This is a genomic window from Gryllotalpicola protaetiae (assembly GCF_003627055.1).
Taxonomy (GTDB): Bacteria; Actinomycetota; Actinomycetes; order Actinomycetales; family Microbacteriaceae; genus Gryllotalpicola; species Gryllotalpicola protaetiae.
In genome coordinates this window covers 2,778,318-2,796,591 of sequence record NZ_CP032624.1, presented here as the reverse complement: position 1 = coordinate 2,796,591, position 18,274 = coordinate 2,778,318, and the positions used below count along the sequence as shown (strand labels likewise).

Genomic DNA, 18,274 nt, shown 5'->3' with positions numbered 1-18,274 from the left:
CGCAGGTGGACGCGGTAAGCATCCGTCGCTCATTTAGGCTTTGCCTCGTGACGAATCCCGATCGCCAGACGAAGGCCCAGCGCCAGAACGCCGCACGTGAGAAGGCCCGCATCATGCGGGAGGAAGCGAAGCGGAAGGCGCGCCGCAACCGGTTCATCCTTCAGGGCAGCATCGGCGTGGTCATCATCGCCGTGATCGTGGTGGTCGTCATCGTGATCGTGAATGTCTCTCGTCCCACCTCGAACGCCGGGCCGCGGAACATGATCAGCGACGGCATCGTGCTGACGAGCTCCACAACATATGTCGCCACGCCGGGCATCGCGCACAACGGCAAGCCGACGCCGACGACTCAGCAGGACGACGGCAAGGCGCACATCACGATCTACGAAGACCTGCAATGCCCCATCTGCCAGCAGTTCGAACAGGCCAACAGCGCCCAGATCGGGCAGTGGCTCGACGCCGGCACCGCGACCTACGAGATCCACCCGATCTCTCTGCCGAACCTCGATGCGGCCTCGAACGGCAACCACTACTCGAGCCGTGCGGCGAGCGCCATCGGATGCGTCGCGCAGTACTCGCCGAGTGACTTCTTCGCCGTCAACACGGCGTTCTACGCCAACCAGCCCGAGGAGAACGGACACGGCAAGACCGACGCCCAGATCCTCGCGACGATCAAGAAGGGCGGCGCGAGCAGCGCCGCGATCACCGACTGCGTGCACGAAGAGAAGTTCAAGGGGTGGGTGCAGGCGGCGAGCAACCGCGCGCTGAGCGGAACCTCGATCCCGAACTCGAGCCTCAAGCAGATCACGGGCACGCCCACGATCATCGTGAACGGTCACCAGTACCAGCCGCCGACCGGCAGCCAGGGCTGGGCTGACACCGCCGCGTTCGAGACGTTCGTCAAGACGACGGTTTCCGGCTGGTCGCCCGACGGCTCGGGCGCGACGGCATCGCCGTCGCCGAGCCCAGCGGGCTGATCGCCCCGCTTGAGGCAATCGCAGGAGGCTGGTTCGTCGCCGTCGGCGCAGGCCAGCCTCTGCGCGACGCCGCTCGGGGCTCCCGCAAGGTGGGCGCCCTCTCGCTCGCCCGCGCGATACGGTCCCGTCCGCGCGCTATGCACAGACGCATTGCGCGGCGCTGCTCGCATCGCGCGGATGACGGGGCGAGCTACCGGCCGGCAGCGATGAGCGCGTCGGCCGTGGCGCGCGCCCACTCTTCGGCGGCAGCGAGCGACTCGCGGCTCAGCGCACCCTCTGGGGTGTGCGCGTCGACGACGCGCTGCACGGTGTCGACGATGTCGAGGAATCCGATCGTTCCCGCGTGGAACGCGTGGACCGCCTGCTCGTTCGCCGCGTTGAACACGGCGGGGTAGGTGCCGCCGGCCTCGCCGACATGCTTCGCGAGCGCCACAGCGGGGAACGCGGCGTCGTCGAGCGGCTCGAAGGTCCAGGCGTGCGATCTCGTCCAGTCGAGCGGCACGCCGACGCCGGCGACGCGGTGCGGCCAGTCGAGGCCGAGCGAGATCGGCAGGCGCATGTCGGGCGGGCTCGCCTGCGCGAGCGTCGAGCCGTCGACGAATTCGACGAGCGAGTGCACCACCGACTGCGCGTGCACGGTGACCTCGATACGGTCGAACGGCACGTCGAAGAGCAGGTGCGCTTCGATCACCTCGAGCCCCTTGTTGACGAGCGTGGCCGAGTTGGTCGTGACCATCAGCCCCATGTCCCACGTGGGGTGCGCCAGGGCCTCGGCCGGGGTGACGGATGCCAGCGATTCGCGGCTGCGCCCCCGGAACGGCCCGCCCGATGCGGTCACGACGAGCCGGCGCACCTCGTCGTGCGTGCCCGAGCGCAGCGCCTGCGCGAGGGCGGAGTGCTCCGAGTCGACGGGCACGAGCTGGCCCGGCTTCGCAAGCCCCGTCACGAGCTCGCCGCCGACGATCAGGCTCTCCTTGTTGGCGAGCGCCAGCGTGCGGCCGGTCTCGAGCGCGGCGATCGTCGGGCCGAGTCCCACCGAGCCTGTGATGCCGTTCAGCACCACCTCGGCATCGACCTCGCGCACGAGCGCCTCGGCCTCCGCAGCCCCGAGGGCGGTGTGCACGACGGAGAATTCGGATGCCTGAGCCGCGAGCCCCGCGACATCCGTGCCCGCAGCCAAGCCGACCACCTCGAACCGCTCGCGGTTCGCCCTGATGACGTCGAGCGCCTGTGTGCCGATCGAGCCGGTGGAGCCGAGGATGATGACGCGTCGCACGATGACGACGCTACCGGTTCGGCCTACTGCTGGGCGGGTGTGGCGGCCGTGTAGAGGATGTCGATGACGAACACCAGGGTCGACGTCTTCGTGATCGTCGTCTGGTTCTGCGGCGGGTTGTCGCCGTAGCCGTCGGCGGGCGGGATGACGACCTCGACCTGCGAGCCGACCGTCTGGCCGACGAGCGCGTCACCGAAGCCCTTCACGACGTCGGTGGTCGCGAACGATGCCGGCGTCGACGGGTAGGTGCCGCCATGCGCGTCGCCCCATGACTCGTCGAAGATCTTGCCGCTCTTCCACTCGGTGCCCTGGTACTGCACGGTCACGGTGTCGCCGGCCGTGACGGTGGCGCCGGTGCCCTTCTTGAGCACCTCGATCTGGGTCGTCGTCGGCGGGGTCGACTTCTTGTCGTAGCTGATGCTGGGCGTGCCGTCCTTCGCGAGCTTCACGGTCGGGAAGCCGGCCTGCGGAGTCTGGTCGGCGCCGTCGGCCTTCTCGGCGAGCTGCCCCAGGATGTCGCCGACGAACACCACGGTGTCGGTCGCCTTCACGCTGCCGTCGCTGAAGTTGTTCTTCACATTGTCGGCGTTGCCGAAGGCGACGGAGGCGGGCGCTGCGTAGACCGTGCGGGTGCCGACGGGCTCGCAGCCGAAGGCGTGCGTGAGCCCCGGGACCTTGCTGGCGTCGCCGAGCTGGATCTGCAGCAGGCCCTTCTGGTCGCCGTAGCCGTAGGGGGCCGAGATCGCATTGCCGCTCGTCGCGTCATACGCCGCGAAGCCGATGATGACGGTGGTGCCCGCCTTCGGCTTCTCGCCGGTGCCTTCGGTGACGACAGCGCGCTGCTCGGCCTTCGCCGTGGTGCCCTTCGGCACGTTCACGGTCGGCGCGGTGCCCGCGTCACCGGTGACCTGCACCGCCTTCGTCGCGTCGCCCTCCTTGATGGAGCAACCGAGATCGATGCTCGCCGCAGCGCTCGACGTTGGCTTCGGAGTGCTCTTGGCCTTCGCACCCCCACCGCCGGCGCAGGCTGTCAGCAGCAGGGCGGAGGCCGCCGCGAGGACGACGAGTGAGACGGATCTGCGCACGAAAAAACTCTCGATCGAGGGGTGGAGGGTTTCAGTGTGCACCATCGACCTTTCCGGTTTCTCAAGATCGCGTGCACGTAGGGTGGGCGCGTGCACCTCCGCCGCCTCGTGTCGCGAACGGGCTGGGCCAGCTGGTCGGCCCGCGCCGTCGCCGCTGCGGTGCTCCTCGTCATGGTCATCGCGCTCACGACGCTGACGGTGCACACCGCCGCCGCAAGCCGCGCCGACAACGCCCCGCATGCGACCCAGATCACCGGGAAGACGAAGCTGCCGCCCTTCCAGGCCGGCGAGCTGATCAGCGACGACTCGTTCTTCAACGCGCAGGCGATGACCACCACGGGCATCCAGCAGTGGCTGCTGCAGATGCCGTGCGAACCGAAGGACACCTCTCCGTGCCTCGCGTTCTTCCGCCAGGACACGGCGACACGCCCGGCGAACACGAACTGCGGCCGGTATTCCGGCGCCCACGACGAGAGCGCCGCCGCGATCGTCTCGAAGGTCGCGCGGGCGTGTGGCATCAGCCCGCGCGTCCTGCTCGTGCTCGTGCAGAAGGAGCAGTCGCTCATCACCCGGCCGAGCGCCTACGGCTACCAGCTGGCGACCGGCTACGCCTGCCCGGACTCCGGCAAATGCGATGAGAAATACTACGGATTCTTCAACCAGCTGTACTCCGCCGCGTGGCAGTTCCGCGAATACGGCAACGCCAAGGATCACTGGGCGATCGCGCCGGGCACGGCGAAGGTGCAGTACTCGCCCGATGCCTCCTGCGGGGCATCCGCCATCACTGTCGCGAACCAGGCGACCGCCGACCTGTACCTGTACACGCCGTATCAGCCGGATGCCTACACGCGGGCCCACCCGGACGGGCCGGCCGGGCGCTGTTCGGCATACGGCAACCTCAACTTCTTCCGCCTGTACAGCGTGTGGTTCGGCGACCCGCGAGCGGTGAGATACCCCGAGTGGTGGGGGCCGTGCCTCGACAACGTGGGCGGAATCGCATGCCGCGACGGGAATTGAACTGCGATTACCCTTGGCGGAATGGCACTCGAAGCTGACACCTCCGAGGCGGCGGCAGACCCCGCGTCCGAGCCCGACGACGATGTCGAGACCAGCGCGGACATCCGGCACACGAACCGCGGTCTGTACACGCTGGCGCGGTTCACGATGTCGCCGCTCGCCCGCCTGCTGTTCCGACCGCGCGTCATCGGGCGGCACAATGTGCCGAAGCGCGGCCCTGTCATCATCGCCAGCAACCACCTGTCGTTCATCGACTCCGTCGCCATTCCCATGGTCTCGCCTCGGCGTGTGCGTTTCCTCGCGAAGTCCTCGTACTTCGACGGCACGGGAGCGAGGGGCGGCTTCCAGAGGCTCTTCTTCAGCTCGGTGGGCGCGATTCCCGTCGTGCGCGGCGCAGGCAGCGCCGCGCAGGCCGCGCTCGACCAGTCGCGGCGCATCATCGAGTCGGGCGAGGCGTTCGCCCTCTACCCGGAGGGCACGCGCTCACTCGACGGCCGGCTCTACAAGGGCCGCACCGGCGCCGCCTGGCTCGCGCTCACGACGGGTGCGCCGGTCGTGCCCGTCGGGCTCAAGCGCACCAACGACTTCCTGCCGGTCGGCGCGAAGATCCCCCGCAACGTGCGCATCACGATCGAGTTCGGCAAGCCGCTCGACCTGCGCCACCTCGGCTCTGCCGACTCCGGCAAGGCGCGCAGGCAGGCTACGGACGAGATCATGTCGGCGATCCAGTCGCTGTCCGGGCAGGAGCTCGCCGGCAGCTACAACGAGGCTCCGCCGAGCGGCACCGTCGAGCGCGTCAGGCGCCTGATCCCCCACGAACGGCGATAGCCGGCTCGTGTTGTACGGGGAAGTTCACGGATGAGGCGATGAAGCACATGCGCTGGGCCTCGTGGTGGAGCTCTTCGGCGAGCGCCAGCTGCGCGGCATCCGTGATCTCGATGCGCGGGCGCAGCGTGACGGACGTGAAGCGGCCGCCGCCGTCGGGCGTCTGGGCCATCGTGCCCACCGCTTCGTCGTCGTAGGAGACCACCGTGACGCCCGCCGTCGCCGCCGCGTGCAGGTAGCTGAGCATGTGGCACTGCGACAGGGCGGCGAGCAGCAGCTCCTCCGGGTTCCAGCGCGCCGAGTCGCCCCGGAAAGCCGGATCCGAGCTGCCGGCGATGTCGGCCTTGCCTGCCGCGCTGATGTCGTGGTCCCGGCCGTAGTCGCGGTAGCCGCTGGTGCCTGTTCCCCGGTTCCCGCTCCAGCTGACGGTCACGGCGTAGTGGTGCTCGAGTCCCATGCGGCCAGTCTGTCACCCGGGCAGGGGCGGGCTCCGCCGATACACTGCCAGAATGACCGCCCCTCAGACCCCCGGCCATGGACTCTCGGACCTGACGGGCATCTCGAACCGGCCAGAGGCGACCGCCACCCTCGCCGACTCTGCCGAGCTGGCCGTCGTGGTGCGCGGCGACTTCGTCGAGTCGCGGCATGCGGGCAGCGCCGTCGTGCTCGGGCAGGACGCCGCCCTGGTGCGCACGGTCGGGGACCCTGCCGCGCCGGTGTTCGGGCGGTCGTCCCTCAAGCCTTTGCAGGCGCTGGCCGCGCTCTCGGCGGGTGCGGAGCTCGAGGGGGTCGAGCTCGCCGTCGCGTCCGCGAGCCATTCGGGCACCCCCGCTCACGTCGAGACGGTGCGCAGCATCCTCGCGAAGGCGCAGCTGCCCGAGTCCGCGCTGAAGTGCCCGGCTGCCATGCCGGCCGACGCAGACGCTCGCGCACGCGTGCACGCAGCGGGCGGCAGCGCCGCTCCGATCTACATGGAATGCTCGGGCAAGCACGCCGCGATGCTGCTCGCGTGCGTCGCGAACGGCTGGGACGTCGACGAATACCTGGACACAGAGCACCCCGTGCAGAAGCACGTCGTCGACACGCTCGAGCGGCTCACCGGCGAGAAGGTCGCCAACTTCGCGGTGGACGGCTGCGGCGCACCGACGTTCGCCGTGTCGCTGACGGGACTCGCCCGCGGCACCCAGCGCATCGCGACGGCACAGGCCTCGTCGCCGTTCCCGCTCTACAAGAAGGCCGCGGCCGTGGCGCAGGCGATCCGCGACTTCCCGTGGGCGATCCACGGGCAGGGGCTCAGCGACAGCGTGCTCGTCGAGCGACTCGGCGTGCTGGCGAAACGCGGCGCCGAGGGGCTGCTCGTCGTGGCGGCACCTGACGGCACCACGGTCGCCCTCAAGGTGCTCGACGGCGCGCACCGGCCTGCGGCGGTCGTCGCGCTGACGCTGCTCGTGAAGGCGGGGGCGCTGCCTGCGGCATCCGTCGCCGCCGTGCTGCCCGATGTCGTGGGCCCCGTGCTCGGGGGCGGCCGACCCGTCGGCGAAGTCCGTCCGGTCGTCTGACCTTCGCAACCGATTCCGCTCTGTCAGTTCGATTGAATGACGGATTTCGCAGCCGATCGCGCTGAGCACTGTCGATCTCGACCCTTCACCGACTAACGTGGGTGTCGGCCCACGAGGCCGGACGCCGACGACAGGAGCGACATGCGCATCGCAGTACCCCGTGAGATCAAGGACAACGAGTACCGCGTGGCGATCACGCCGGCCGGGGTGCACGCGCTGAGCAGCAGCGGCCACCGCGTCGTCGTCGAGGCCGGCGCCGGTCTCGGCTCGTCGATCACCGACGCCGAGTACCGCGACGCGGGCGCCGAGATCGAGCCGCATGCCGCGACGGTCTGGGCCGACGCCGACCTCGTGCTCAAGGTGAAGGAGCCGATCGCACGCGAGTACGGCTACTTCCGCCCCGGCCTCGTGCTCTTCACCTATCTTCACCTGGCAGCCGACCGGCCGCTCACCGATGCGCTCGTCGCGTCCGGGGTCACCGCGATCGCCTACGAGACGGTGCAGCTTCCCAGCCGTCAGCTTCCGCTGCTCGCGCCCATGAGCGAGGTCGCCGGCCGGCTCGCGCCGATCGTCGGCGCCAACACCCTGATGAAGCCGGCGGGCGGGGTCGGGCTGCTCGTCCCTGGCGTGCCCGGCACGCGGCCGGCCAATGTCGTCATCATCGGCGGCGGGGTCGCCGGCTCCAACGCGATCACGACCGCCGTCGGGCTCGGCGCACAGGTCACCGTGCTCGACACGAACATCGAGCGGCTGCGGCAGCTCGACGACCTGTACCAGGGCCGCATCAAGACGATCGCGTCGAACCCGTTCGAGATCGAGAAGGCCGTCACTGCCGCCGACCTCGTGGTCGGCTCCGTGCTGATCCCGGGTGCGAAGGCGCCGAAGCTCGTGACGAACGAGCTCGTGGCGCGCATGCGGCCGGGAAGCGTGCTGGTCGACATCGCGATCGACCAGGGCGGCTGCTTCGAGGACAGCCGCCCGACCACGCACAGCGCACCGACGTTCCCGGTGCACGACTCGATCTTCTACTGCGTCGCGAACATGCCGGGCGCCGTCGCGCAGACGTCGACGTATGCGCTGACCAACGCGACGCTGCCGTACCTGCGCGCCATCGCCGGGCGGGGGTGGCAGGCGGCGCTCGCCGCCGACAACTCGCTCGCGCTCGGCTTGAACGTGCATGCCGGCGCCGTGGTGAACCCCGGCGTCGCCGCGGCTCACGGGCTTCCTCTCGGTTCCTTGCAGGCGTCGATCGCATAGCAGCAACGACCCAGTGGGTCGTTGCGCGATCGACGCCGAGCGAGCTGCGCTCGCGAGGGGTAGCTCCCGCGCGATCGACGCCGAGCGAGCTGCGCTCGCGAGGGGCAGTCCCCGCGCGATCGACGCCGAGCGAGCTGCGCTCGCGAGGGGCAGTCCCCGCGCGATCGACGCCGAGCGAGCTGCGCTCGCGAGGGCAGCCTATGCGGCGGTGAGCACACACCGCCGCATCCGCCCGTCGGTGAGCACGAGCCAGCCCGAGCCGGTGCCCGGCGCCAGTGGCGGTGGGAGTACTCGGCTGCGCGTCAGCGCCCGCACGTCCGCCGCATCACAGCCCGAGAAGACGACCGTATGCCGCGATTTGAGCGTCGCGAACAGCGACCACCTGCCCATCCAGGCCTCGGGATCGCCGACGAGCAGCACACCGACGGGCAGGTGTCCATCTGCGAGCAGAGCCTCGGGGGTCAGCGCGCCGGGCTCCGCAGGCCGGGTCAGGTCGACGAGGGATTCAGGAGGCAGGCCGGCGGCACGGGCCCGCGCGACGATCCGTGCCGGCGACCGGCTGACCACGACGGTGGCACTGCCCTGCGGGGGAACGAGCTGCACCGGCGACGGCGGCTCACCGCCCGCCGACGCGCGCACCCCGGCGAAGGTCTCGAGGTGCGGCGGCGGAGCGAGGAACTGCACGCGCCGACCGCGCCAGACTCCGCCGCCCGCGGGCATGCCCTCGTCCCACAGTTCCGCGGCCGCGCCGGCGAGCACGTGATCCTGCTTGCTCTGCTGTCGCAGCAGCACCGTCTCACGCGCGAGCCCGAGCGCGCCGCGCAACGGGCCTGTCTGCCGCTGAGCGGCGACAACCGGGTAGACACCGGCCGCAGGCCCGTCGCGCAGTACTCGCGCGAGCCGGTCGCACCAGACCACCGCGTACTCGTCCCCCAGACGAGCGCAGAGCGCGTCGGCGTCGTCGACGGCGAGCAACAGCCCGGGCTCGGCGCGCGCCTCCGGGTCCTCACAGCGCTCGGCGGCTGCCTCGACCGCGTCCCACGCCTGCTCGCGATCGGCCCCGACGATGACGGATTCGACGGTGGATGCATCCGCGAGGAGCCTCAGCAGGCTCGACTTGCCGCTGCGTGCGGCGCCGAGCACGACCAGCGGCGCCTGCTCCGGCTGGAATTCGAGCATGGCCCGGCGCTGCTGCTCGGGCAGGTCGGCGACGCCGACCACCTGCGGCGTCGCCCGCGCGGAAAGGTCGGCGCGGGTGAGCACCTCTGGCAACGGGTCGAGCCACGGCCGCCTCGGCGGCGCGGCCGGCGGTGTCGCCGCGGCGAGCCCGGCGAGGTCGGCCGCCGCCGTGCGGGCGACCTGCACCTCGGTGGTCGCGCCGTCGATCGACAGGATGCACCTGCCCGGCGTCGCCGCCGACAGCCGTGACGCGGCGTCGGTGCCGACGACCCATCGACTGTCGGCATCGGACTGCACGCGCAGGCTGAGCCGCAGTGGGCAGTTGGCGACCAGCGCGTCGCGCATCACGCCGGCTGGTCGCTGAGTCGCGAGGATCAGGTGGATGCCCAGCGCCCGCCCCCGCGCAGCGATGTCGGCGAACAGCGGCCCGAAGTCGGGGAAGGCGTCGATCATCGCGGCGAACTCGTCGACCACGATCACGAGCCGGGGCAGCGCGCCACGCGCGTCGGCGACGTCGCGCACGCCGAGCCGTGCGAGCTCGGCCTCTCGGCGGCGCAGCTCGGCCGACAGGCTGCTGAGGGCGCGCGCCGCCTCGCCATGCGCCAGATCGGTGACGACTCCCACGACGTGCGGCAGCGCTGCGAGTGGCCGAAAGGCTGTGCCGCCCTTGAAATCCACCAGCAGAACGACGACCTCGTCGCTCGTGCGGCCCGAGACGATGCCGGCCACCCACGTCACCAGCAACTCGCTCTTGCCGCTGCCCGTGACGCCGGCGACGACCGCGTGCGGCCCGTCGGAGACCAGGTCGATCTCGGCGACGCCGTGCAGGGTGCGGCCGATGGAGGCGGCGAGCCGCGGGCCGCCGGCCGCCGGCAGGTCGCCGAACGCCACCTCGCCCGGCAGCGAACGGGTCGCCGCGCCGAGCCCCAGTCCCGCCGCGCGCACCGCCAGCGCCGCGGCGATGCGCGCGGCCTCAGACAGGGAGACGAGCTCAGGCACGACGGATGCCTCGAGCGGCTCGTGGTCACGACCGCGAGCGGCGCCGCCTGCCTTCGGACCCGGGTAGTGCTCGACGATGGCCGCGAGAGGCGATGCCAGCGTGACGACGGTGCGGAAGCCGGGAGGCACGAGACGTGCCTCGGCGAACACCCCGAGCCGCGGCCCGATGCCGGCGGCACCGACCTGATGCGGCAGCCGATCGAGCCAGTCCCACTCACCGCGCGCCCTGCCTGCCGCGTCCGCGAGGTCAGGCGGCGCGAGCCGGCCGGGCGGCAGCGCCGTGTACAGCTGCACGAGAAGCCCGCGCAGATAGGCGCGGGCGAGCACCCCTGGGCCGCAGACGGCGACCCCCTCGACGGGGTCGGCGAGCACGGGCGCATCGTCGAGCCGAGCCGCGGCGCGCTGCAGCTCGAGTTCGTCGGTGTCGCGCGCGTCGCCCGAGATCACGAGTCCGCTCGCCACCGAGCCGCGCCCCAGGCTCACCACTGTCTCTTCGCCCTTCCAGAGCACAGGGCCGTCGAGCCCGTCGATCGCCGCGGCCGCCCCACGTGCGCGCCGCAGCAGCTCGCGCCGCAGCCTGTCGTGCGCCCCGGCGATGCGCTCGCGCAACCGGTCCAGCTCTTCGGCGCGCTCGGCGAACGCCGCACGGCGCTCGCGCCCGCCGCCGCGGCGCCCCTCGACCAGCGAGAGCACCGCACCGACCGGGCCGAGCGCGGCGAACGCCAGCGAATACGGCGATCGGGTCATGAGCCAGAGAGCTCCCGCCATCACGACCGGCGTGATGAAGGCGGCCCACGACATGCGGGCGGGGCGCGGTGCGGGGGGCCTCGGCGGGAGTGCGAGCGGGGTGGTCACCCGCTCAGAAGAGCACGGCTGAGGCATCCGCCCCTGCTCGGATGCACCCAAATGTGGAGAACGCGAGCGATCCCGCGGTTGCGCTGGGGAAGATCCCCGGCGATCAGCCCACGATCAGGTACTGATCGCCGATCTCGACCCGCGATCCGCGGGTCACGCGGTAGCGCCGCCCCGGCTCGCATTCGCGGCGCATGCCGTCGTCGCTGACGATCGCAGTTCCGTTCGACGAGAAGCGGTCGAGCACCCAGAGCTCCTCGGCCTCGACACCAAACTCGAGATGCGTCTTCGACACCGACCGGCCCGGGTCTGCGATCGGTACGAGCTGATCGAAGACCTCACCGTCGCCCGCGACCGGCTTGCGCCCCACAAGCCCGTTTCCGGCGATGATCACGCGCTCGCCGGTCGAGGCCGCGATCACCCACGTCGGAACGGGCGCCGACAGGTCGCCCTGGTCGGGCAGAGCCGACTGCTCGACCACCGCGGGCCGAGCCGCGGCCGCCGTGCGACGCGCGGCCGATTCGCTGATGGTGCGCAGCACCGACGCGGTCACGACCTGCGTGTCGGTGGGACGGCTGTCATCGACCGGACGCTTGAGATACGGCGTCGCCTCGACGGCGCTGCCGCATTCGCCGCAGAAGATCGCCCCATCGAAGAGCTCGCTTCCGCACACGCGGCATGTCAGTGCTCCGGTCCCCTCCACGCTCTCACGATAACCCGGCCGCCTGCGACCGGGGCCGAGGTCACGCCGTGACAGGACCGGTTCGCGCGCGCCTTCCCGCGCCCCCAGTTCGGGGCTTCGCGGCCGCGAGCTCGGGGGTTCCGAGCACATCGACGACGACCACACTGACGTTGTCGCGGCCGCCGTTGCCGAGGGCCGCGTCCATCAGACGGGTGGCAGCGTCGGAGGCGGAGGCACCGATCGACAGGAAGTGTCGGATACCGTGCTCGGTGAGCTCCTTCGTCAGCCCGTCGGAGCAGACGAGCAGCCGAGAGCCGGCGACGATCGGGATCAGCCAGAAGTCCGGCACGGGGTCCTCATTGAACCCGACGGCACGCGTGATGACGTTCGCGTGCGGGTGCACCTCGGCCTCGGACGGGGTGATGAGCCCCCTGTCGAGCAGCTGCTGCACGATGCTGTGGTCGACCGTGAGCTGCTCGAGCACCCCGTCCTGCAGCTGGTAGACGCGCGAGTCGCCGATGTTGAACACGAGCCAGTACGGCTCGCCGTCTTTGAGAGTCAGGGCGAGGCCTGTCACCGTCGTTCCCGTGCCGAGGTCGGTCATGCCGACCCCGCGCGTCATGTCGTCGACCGCTGCACGCAGCGCGTCGCTGATCTCGGGCGCGGCGATGAAGCGGCGGCCGAGCTGCTCGGCGAGGCGGGTGATGACCGCGGCACTTGCGAAGTCGCCCGCCTCGTGGCCGCCCATGCCGTCGGCGACGGCGAAGATCGGGGCCCTGGCCAGCACACTGTCCTCGTTGACGGCGCGGCGGTGCCCTCGATCGCTCGCCGCCGACCACGACAGCGTGATGCGTGCGCCGTCGTGCTCAGGCAGCGCGACGTCATGCCGCCTGCTGCTGCGACCGATCTGAGTCACAGAGGTCTCCCGGGATGGAGTCGTTCGGTGGTCGCAGACAGCCTAGTCAGTAGATGCTCCTGCTGTTGACCTGATCTCAATAACTCACTCGCCGATGAAAGACATCACGTGCTTGATGCGCGTGTAGTCCTCGAAGCCGTACTGCGAGAGGTCCTTGCCGTAGCCCGAGTGCTTGAACCCGCCATGCGGCATCTCGGCGACGATCGGGATGTGCGTGTTGATCCACACGCAGCCGAAGTCGAGGCCCTTCGCGAACCGCATCGCGCGGGCGTGGTCGCGGGTCCACACCGATGAGGCGAGCCCGTACTGCACGCCGTTCGCGTGCCGCAGGGCTTCGGATTCCTCACGGAACGTCTGCACCGTGATGACCGGCCCGAAGATCTCCGTCTGGATGTGCTCGTCGGTCTGCCGGAGGCCGTCGAGCACGGTCGGCTCGATGAGGAATCCGCTCTCGCCCTTGCGCGCACCGCCGGTCACCACGCGCGCGTGGTCGGGCAGCCTGTCGAGGAAGCCCATCACCCGCGCGAACTGGTCTGCGTTGTTCACCGCGCCGAAGAACGCGTCGGCGTCGCCGGGAAGGCCCACCGGCGTGTTCGCCTGCGCGTATTCGGCGAGCGCGGCCACGAACTCGTCATGCACCCGCTCGTGCACGAGCACGCGGGTCGCGGCGGTGCAGTCCTGCCCCGCATTGAAGTAGCCGGCGCTCGCGATGCCGGCGACCGCCTTCTCGAGATCGGCGTCGTCGAAGACGATGACCGGCGCCTTTCCGCCCAGTTCGAGATGCACGCGCTTGAGATCGGCGGATGCCGCGCGCGCGACCTCCATTCCCGCGCGGACGGACCCGGTGATCGACACCAGCTGGGGCGTCTTGTGGTCGATCATCGCGGCGCCGGTGCCGCGATCCCCGACGACGACGTTGAGCACGCCCTTCGGCAGGAACTCGGCGGCGACCTCGGCGAGCAGCAGGGTCGACTGCGGCGTCGTGTCCGAGGGCTTGAGCACGGTCGTGTTGCCCGCGGCGAGCGCGGGCGCGAACTTCCACACCGCCATGTTCAGCGGGTAGTTCCACGGCGTGACCTGGCCCACGACCCCGATCGGCTCGCGGCGCACGAAGCTCGTGTGATCCTTCACGTACTCGCCCGCTGCGCGACCCTCGAGGTTGCGCGCGGCGCCGGCGAAGAAGCGGATCTGGTCGACCGAGAGCATGATCTCGTCGGCCACCAGGTTGGCGCGCGGCTTGCCGGTGTCCTGCGACTCGAGGTCGGCGAACTCGTCGGCGCGCTGCTCCATCGCGTCGGCGATGCGGAAGAGGGCGAGCTGGCGCTCGGCCGGCGTCGTGTCGCGCCAGACTTCGAAGGCGTCGGATGCTGCGCCGAACGCCCGATCGACATCGGCGGCCGTCGACACGGGTGACTGCGCGTATTCGACTTCGGTCGCCGGGTCGATCAGCGGCAGGGTGCGCTCGCCCCCGGCATCCGCATATTCACCGGCGATGAAATTCTTGAGCACGCGCGTTGACGACATGCACCGACTCTACCGATTTCGTTGCAACCTGCGCTTACTGATGCGGATTCACTTGCTGATGCCTAGTTGCACTGACAGAATCGCACTATGTCGTCCCTGCCGCGCTCGATCGCGCCCCGCCCCCAGCCGCTCGACGAGGTCTCGAAAGCGATCATCGAGCAGCTGCAGGCCGACGGCCGCAGGTCGTACGCGGAGATCGGCAAGGCCGTCGGCCTCTCGGAGGCCGCGGTGCGGCAGCGCGTGCAGAAGCTGACGGAATCGGGCGTCATGCAGATCGTCGCCGTGACCGACCCGCTGCAACTCGGCTTCAACCGCCAGGCCATGATCGGGATCCGCGCGAGCGGCGACACGCGCGTGGTCGCCGAGCAGCTCGCGCGGCTGGAATCCGTCGACTACGTCGTGCTCACCGCGGGCGACTTCGACATCATCGTCGAGGTCGTGTGCGAGAGCGACGACGAGCTGATCTCGCTGCTGAACTCCGAGATCCGCGCCATCGAGAACGTGGTCTCCACCGAGACCTTCGTGTACCTCCGCTTGCAGAAGCAGCACTACAACTGGGGCACGCGCTAGACCGGCGCCGCCCCGAAGGGAAGTACGGCACATGACCGACACCATCGCTCCGACCGTCTACACCGAGGCCGCTGACGCCGCACTGCGCGCGAAGGCGAAGGACCACCTGTGGATGCACATGTCGTCGCAGGGACCCATTGAGGCCGGCGAGACCCCCATCATCGTGCGCGGTGAGGGCCACACCATCTGGGACAGCCGCGGCAAGTCCTACATCGACGGCCTCGCCGGGCTGTTCGTCGTGAACGCCGGGCACGGCCGGCGGCGGCTTGCGGAGGTCGCGGCCAAGCAGGCCGAGCAGCTGGCGTTCTTCCCGCTGTGGTCGTACGCGCACCCGGCGGCGATCGAACTCGCCGACCGGCTCGCCGACTATGCGCCGGGCGACCTCAACCGCGTGTTCTTCTCCACCGGCGGCGGCGAGGCGGTCGAGACCGCGTTCAAGCTCGCGAAGAACTACTGGAAGCTGGTCGGCCGGCCGCTCAAGCACAAGGTGATCTCGCGGGCGATCGCCTACCACGGCACCCCGCAGGGCGCCCTCGCGATCACCGGCCTGCCCGGGCTCAAGCAGCAGTTCGAGCCGCTCACCCCCGGCGGCTTCCGCGTGCCGAACACGAACTACTACCGTGCGGAGCAGTCCGGCTTCCCCGGCGGCACCGAGGAGGAGTTCGGCATCTGGGCGGCCGAGCGCATCCGCCAGGCCATCGAGTTCGAGGGGCCCGATACGGTCGCGGCCGTCTTCCTCGAGCCCGTGCAGAACTCGGGCGGATGCTTCCCGCCGCCACCCGGCTACTTCCAGCGCGTCCGCGAGATCTGCGACGAGTACGACGTGCTGCTCGTCTCCGACGAGGTGATCTGCGCGTTCGGGCGCATCGGCTCGATGTTCGCCTCGGACGACTTCGGCTACGTGCCCGACATGATCACCTGCGCGAAGGCCCTGACGTCTGGCTACTCCCCCATCGGCGCCACGATCGTGAGCGACCGCATCTACGAGCCGTTCCGCACGGGCGAGAACAACTTCTACCACGGGTACACCTTCGCCGGGCATCCGGTCTCGGCCGCCGTCGCGCTCGAGAACCTCGACATCTTCGAAGAGGAGGGGCTGAACCAGCGGGTGAAGGACAACTCGCCCTTGTTCAGAGCCGAGCTCGAGAAGCTGCTGGCGCTGCCGATCGTCGGCGATGTGCGCGGCGCCGGGTACTTCTTCGGCATCGAGCTCGTGAAGGACAAGGCAACGAAGGAGACGTTCACCGGCGAGGAGTCCGAGCGGATCCTCAAGGGCTTCGTCTCGCACCAGCTGTTCGAGAACGGCCTCTACTGCCGCGCGGACGACCGCGGCGACCCCGTCATCCAGCTCTCGCCGCCGCTCACGATCGGGCCGGCCGAGTTCGTGCAGATGCGCGAGATCCTCGAGGGCGTGCTCTCCGACGCCTGGACCAAGATCTGAGCGGGCGGATGCCTGCATAGGAACCGGCCCTACCACGCACGATCGGCCCTACGGAACCTCGGGTTCCAGTAGGGCCGATCGTGCGTATTGCGCCCGGTTCCTACGACTGCTGTTGGCGTCAGTCGGCGAGCAGGGCCTCGAGGTACGCGACCGTCTCTTCCCAGCCGGCGACGGCGTGGGTGCGCACGCCGGTGCGCACCACGGGGTAGTCGTTGCCGTCTGGGTCGAGGCGGTCGCCGACGAAGATCATGTCGCCGACCGCGACGCCACTCGCCGAGACGAGCTTTTCGAGCGCGTAGCCCTTGTCGACGCCCGTGCGGGTGATGTCGATCGATGTCGAGCCGCCCGAGCGGACAGAGAGCTGCGGAAGCTGGGACTGAACGGATGCCGCGAGGCGGTTCTTCTTCTCCCCCGTGGGATCCCAGGCCTTCTTCGCGTCGACGGGCGCCTGCTGGCCAAGCGCGGAGAAGGTGATCTGCGAGCCGCGGTCTTCGAGGATCGGGCCCCAGGTCTCGCTCTCCCAGTAGCCGAACTCCTTCGCGGTCGTCTCGATCGCCGACAGCGCCGCCGACTTCTCGTCCTCCGTCAGCCCGTCCTCGTACTGCATGGCCCAAGCGCCGTCGACGAAGCGCCAGTACTGGGTGCCGGTCACCGGCATGAGGTGCAGCCGGCTGAGGCCTTCGGCCGAGGCATCCGTCAGCCTCTCGATCACCTGCTGACGGAACTGGCCGATCTGGCCGCCCGAGATGATCGCGACCGCGGCGCGCTCGAGCAGGCGACTGAGCACCGAGGCCACCGCGTCAGGCAGAGGCGACTTGGAGGGCGCCAGCGTGTCGTCGAGATCGAAGGCGATGAGCTGGGCGTCGATGGTCATGCAGGTGCTCTCCGATAGAGGTAAGGGACTCCGCCATCGTACCGATCGCACCCGATTCCCCGCCCTGGGTCCGCCCTAACAGCCCTCCGGCATCACGAACGCCCAGTTCGGCAGGTGACCCTGCGTGAGCACCGACTGCAGCAGCTCGGCCAGGCCGTAGGACGGGTCCAGCTCACGTGCCCGGCCGACGAAGCGGCCCGCGACCGAGCCGCGCCCCTGGGACCAGTGCAGCCAGGCGAGGACGGTGAGCGGAATGTGCGCGATGTCGTCAGGCGCGAGAACGGCGAGGCGCGACACGAGCGTGATCGCCCGCGCGATGCGGTCACGGTCAGGTGGCTCCGCGCTGCCGATGCCCATCAGGTCGAGCGCGATGGTGTCGTCGCCCGGCCCGATCTCGCCGTCGTCGATGCGCTCGGCCTCATCGAGCAGCTCGAGACCCCGGTCGCCGCCCCACGCCCAGGTGAACAGCACGGCGTCGCGCAGCTCGGGGTGCATCAGCACGTGCATGAGCGCCGCGAAGTCGTCGCTGGTCGCTGCACGCGGGTCGAGGGCGATCGCATCCTCGGCGTCGACGACGGGGCGCATGATCACCCCGCGGCGCAGCAGGCGATCAAGGGCGAGCTCGAACGCCTGCCTGGCGAGATACCCCGCCGTCGGCAACTCGGCGAGCTCGTCGGGGGCCGCCTTCGGCTCGCAGTCCTCGGCTCCGGGCGGCGCCTCTTCGAGCTCGTCGAGTCGGTGCGCGATGCCCGCGTCATGCCCGTCATACGCGCCCCAGGCATCGTCGGCGACGCAGAGCGCGTCGTGCACGGCGAACCCGGAGCCGAGCAGACGCTTGACCAGCGGGCGAACCAGCGACGCCCGAGCCACGTCGCCGTCGGCGCCGAACGGCCCGTCGGTGAAGACCACCACCAGCGTCCGCTCGACATCGGGCACCTTGCACAGCATGCCCGCGAGCGAGGTGACGTAGCGCTTCTCGGCCGCGGGCGGCGCCGGGTCGGGCAGGTCGACCCGCAGCGTGGAGACGCGCCCGCCTGCGTGGGTGTTGATGAGCACGATGCTGCGGCGCGGCCGGTAGCCGAGCAGGTGCGGCACGGCCGCGGCGACGTCGCGGGAGGAGCGCAGGCGGATGAGCCTGTCGGGGGGTGCGGTCTGGGTCATGCAGGCAAGACTGCGCGCAGCATCCGTTGCCATCTGCAACAAAATGGCGTGAGATGGCACGGATGCGGCACACCAGCGCC

16 protein-coding genes are annotated in these 18,274 nt (G+C 70.3%); 7 read left to right on the top strand and 9 right to left on the bottom strand.

The window, feature by feature from the left end:
* Positions 1 to 47: 47 nt before the first annotated feature.
* On the top strand, positions 48 to 977 hold the full coding sequence (locus D7I44_RS13540; RefSeq protein WP_120789983.1) for a thioredoxin domain-containing protein: 930 nt from the start codon (positions 48 to 50) through the stop codon (positions 975 to 977).
* Positions 978 to 1,167: 190 nt separating this feature from the next.
* On the opposite strand, the gene D7I44_RS13535 is transcribed toward D7I44_RS13540, so the two are convergent.
* Together D7I44_RS13535 and D7I44_RS13530 are read right to left on the bottom strand one after the other, a co-directional pair.
* Complete coding sequence (locus D7I44_RS13535; protein WP_120789982.1) at positions 1,168 to 2,253, bottom strand: 1-deoxy-D-xylulose-5-phosphate reductoisomerase; 1,086 nt, start codon at positions 2,251 to 2,253, stop codon at positions 1,168 to 1,170.
* A 23-nt stretch (positions 2,254 to 2,276) separates the two neighbouring features.
* Entirely contained in the window at positions 2,277 to 3,338 is a 1,062-nt protein-coding gene (locus tag D7I44_RS13530; RefSeq protein WP_245979632.1) for an FKBP-type peptidyl-prolyl cis-trans isomerase, read from the bottom strand.
* Positions 3,339 to 3,428: 90 nt separating this feature from the next.
* Between D7I44_RS13530 and D7I44_RS13525 the strand changes: the two genes are divergently transcribed.
* Both D7I44_RS13525 and D7I44_RS13520 read left to right on the top strand, forming a co-directional pair.
* Positions 3,429 to 4,355 carry a hypothetical protein gene (locus D7I44_RS13525; protein WP_120789980.1) on the top strand — a complete coding sequence of 309 codons (927 nt, stop codon included), beginning with the start codon at positions 3,429 to 3,431 and terminating at the stop codon, positions 4,353 to 4,355.
* A gap of 21 nt (positions 4,356 to 4,376) precedes the next feature.
* The gene (locus tag D7I44_RS13520; protein WP_120789979.1) at positions 4,377 to 5,183 is read left to right on the top strand and encodes a lysophospholipid acyltransferase family protein; all 807 of its coding nucleotides are present in this window, start codon (positions 4,377 to 4,379) and stop codon (positions 5,181 to 5,183) included.
* Here the strand turns inward: D7I44_RS13520 and D7I44_RS13515 are convergent.
* The gene (locus D7I44_RS13515; protein WP_120789978.1) at positions 5,152 to 5,637 is read right to left on the bottom strand and encodes an OsmC family protein; all 486 of its coding nucleotides are present in this window, start codon (positions 5,635 to 5,637) and stop codon (positions 5,152 to 5,154) included. The genes D7I44_RS13520 and D7I44_RS13515 overlap by 32 nt on opposite strands.
* 52 nt (positions 5,638 to 5,689) lie before the next feature.
* Between D7I44_RS13515 and D7I44_RS13510 the strand changes: the two genes are divergently transcribed.
* Positions 5,690 to 6,739, top strand: a complete 1,050-nt coding sequence (locus D7I44_RS13510) for an asparaginase (RefSeq protein ID WP_120789977.1) — start codon at positions 5,690 to 5,692, stop codon at positions 6,737 to 6,739.
* 141 nt (positions 6,740 to 6,880) lie between these two features.
* Entirely contained in the window at positions 6,881 to 7,996 is a 1,116-nt protein-coding gene (gene ald, locus D7I44_RS13505; RefSeq protein WP_120789976.1) for an alanine dehydrogenase, read from the top strand.
* A 198-nt stretch (positions 7,997 to 8,194) separates the two neighbouring features.
* Here ald and D7I44_RS13500 read toward each other — a convergent pair whose 3' ends face one another.
* From D7I44_RS13500 to D7I44_RS13485, 4 genes are all read right to left on the bottom strand, one after another.
* Positions 8,195 to 11,029 (bottom strand): FtsK/SpoIIIE domain-containing protein, encoded by a 2,835-nt coding sequence (locus D7I44_RS13500; protein ID WP_162940281.1) that lies wholly within the window; start codon positions 11,027 to 11,029, stop codon positions 8,195 to 8,197.
* Positions 11,030 to 11,132: 103 nt separating this feature from the next.
* Positions 11,133 to 11,729: a hypothetical protein gene (locus D7I44_RS13495; protein ID WP_162940280.1), complete on the bottom strand. Its 597-nt coding sequence runs from the start codon at positions 11,727 to 11,729 to the stop codon at positions 11,133 to 11,135.
* A 40-nt stretch (positions 11,730 to 11,769) separates the two neighbouring features.
* Positions 11,770 to 12,624, bottom strand: coding sequence for a PP2C family protein-serine/threonine phosphatase (locus D7I44_RS13490; RefSeq protein WP_120789973.1), 855 nt, complete (start codon positions 12,622 to 12,624; stop codon positions 11,770 to 11,772).
* Between the two features lie 84 nt (positions 12,625 to 12,708).
* Positions 12,709 to 14,148, bottom strand: coding sequence for a gamma-aminobutyraldehyde dehydrogenase (locus D7I44_RS13485; RefSeq protein ID WP_120789972.1), 1,440 nt, complete (start codon positions 14,146 to 14,148; stop codon positions 12,709 to 12,711).
* A gap of 87 nt (positions 14,149 to 14,235) precedes the next feature.
* Between D7I44_RS13485 and D7I44_RS13480 the strand changes: the two genes are divergently transcribed.
* Both D7I44_RS13480 and D7I44_RS13475 read left to right on the top strand, forming a co-directional pair.
* A complete protein-coding gene (locus D7I44_RS13480; RefSeq protein WP_120789971.1) occupies positions 14,236 to 14,718 on the top strand; it encodes an Lrp/AsnC family transcriptional regulator in 483 nt (160 codons plus the stop codon).
* A gap of 31 nt (positions 14,719 to 14,749) precedes the next feature.
* Positions 14,750 to 16,159: an aspartate aminotransferase family protein gene (locus D7I44_RS13475; RefSeq protein ID WP_120789970.1), complete on the top strand. Its 1,410-nt coding sequence runs from the start codon at positions 14,750 to 14,752 to the stop codon at positions 16,157 to 16,159.
* Positions 16,160 to 16,277: 118 nt separating this feature from the next.
* Here the strand turns inward: D7I44_RS13475 and D7I44_RS13470 are convergent, their stop codons facing one another.
* Both D7I44_RS13470 and D7I44_RS13465 read right to left on the bottom strand, forming a co-directional pair.
* Entirely contained in the window at positions 16,278 to 17,033 is a 756-nt protein-coding gene (locus D7I44_RS13470; protein ID WP_120789969.1) for an HAD-IIB family hydrolase, read from the bottom strand.
* Between the two features lie 75 nt (positions 17,034 to 17,108).
* On the bottom strand, positions 17,109 to 18,194 hold the full coding sequence (locus tag D7I44_RS13465; RefSeq protein WP_162940279.1) for a DUF4192 family protein: 1,086 nt from the start codon (positions 18,192 to 18,194) through the stop codon (positions 17,109 to 17,111).
* Positions 18,195 to 18,274: the final 80 nt, after the last annotated feature.

Excerpts from the sequence above, each read along its gene's own strand:
- D7I44_RS13480 (WP_120789971.1), top strand. The coding sequence starts at position 14,236 with ATGTCGTCCCTGCCGCGCTCGATCGCGCCCCGCCCCCAGCCGCTCGAC.
- D7I44_RS13465 (WP_162940279.1), bottom strand. The coding sequence starts at position 18,194 with ATGACCCAGACCGCACCCCCCGACAGGCTCATCCGCCTGCGCTCCTCC.
- D7I44_RS13485 (WP_120789972.1), bottom strand. The coding sequence starts at position 14,148 with ATGTCGTCAACGCGCGTGCTCAAGAATTTCATCGCCGGTGAATATGCG.
- D7I44_RS13515 (WP_120789978.1), bottom strand. The coding sequence starts at position 5,637 with ATGGGACTCGAGCACCACTACGCCGTGACCGTCAGCTGGAGCGGGAAC.
- ald (WP_120789976.1), top strand. The coding sequence starts at position 6,881 with ATGCGCATCGCAGTACCCCGTGAGATCAAGGACAACGAGTACCGCGTG.
- D7I44_RS13520 (WP_120789979.1), top strand. The coding sequence starts at position 4,377 with ATGGCACTCGAAGCTGACACCTCCGAGGCGGCGGCAGACCCCGCGTCC.
- D7I44_RS13510 (WP_120789977.1), top strand. The coding sequence starts at position 5,690 with ATGACCGCCCCTCAGACCCCCGGCCATGGACTCTCGGACCTGACGGGC.
- D7I44_RS13475 (WP_120789970.1), top strand. The coding sequence starts at position 14,750 with ATGACCGACACCATCGCTCCGACCGTCTACACCGAGGCCGCTGACGCC.
- D7I44_RS13470 (WP_120789969.1), bottom strand. The coding sequence starts at position 17,033 with ATGACCATCGACGCCCAGCTCATCGCCTTCGATCTCGACGACACGCTG.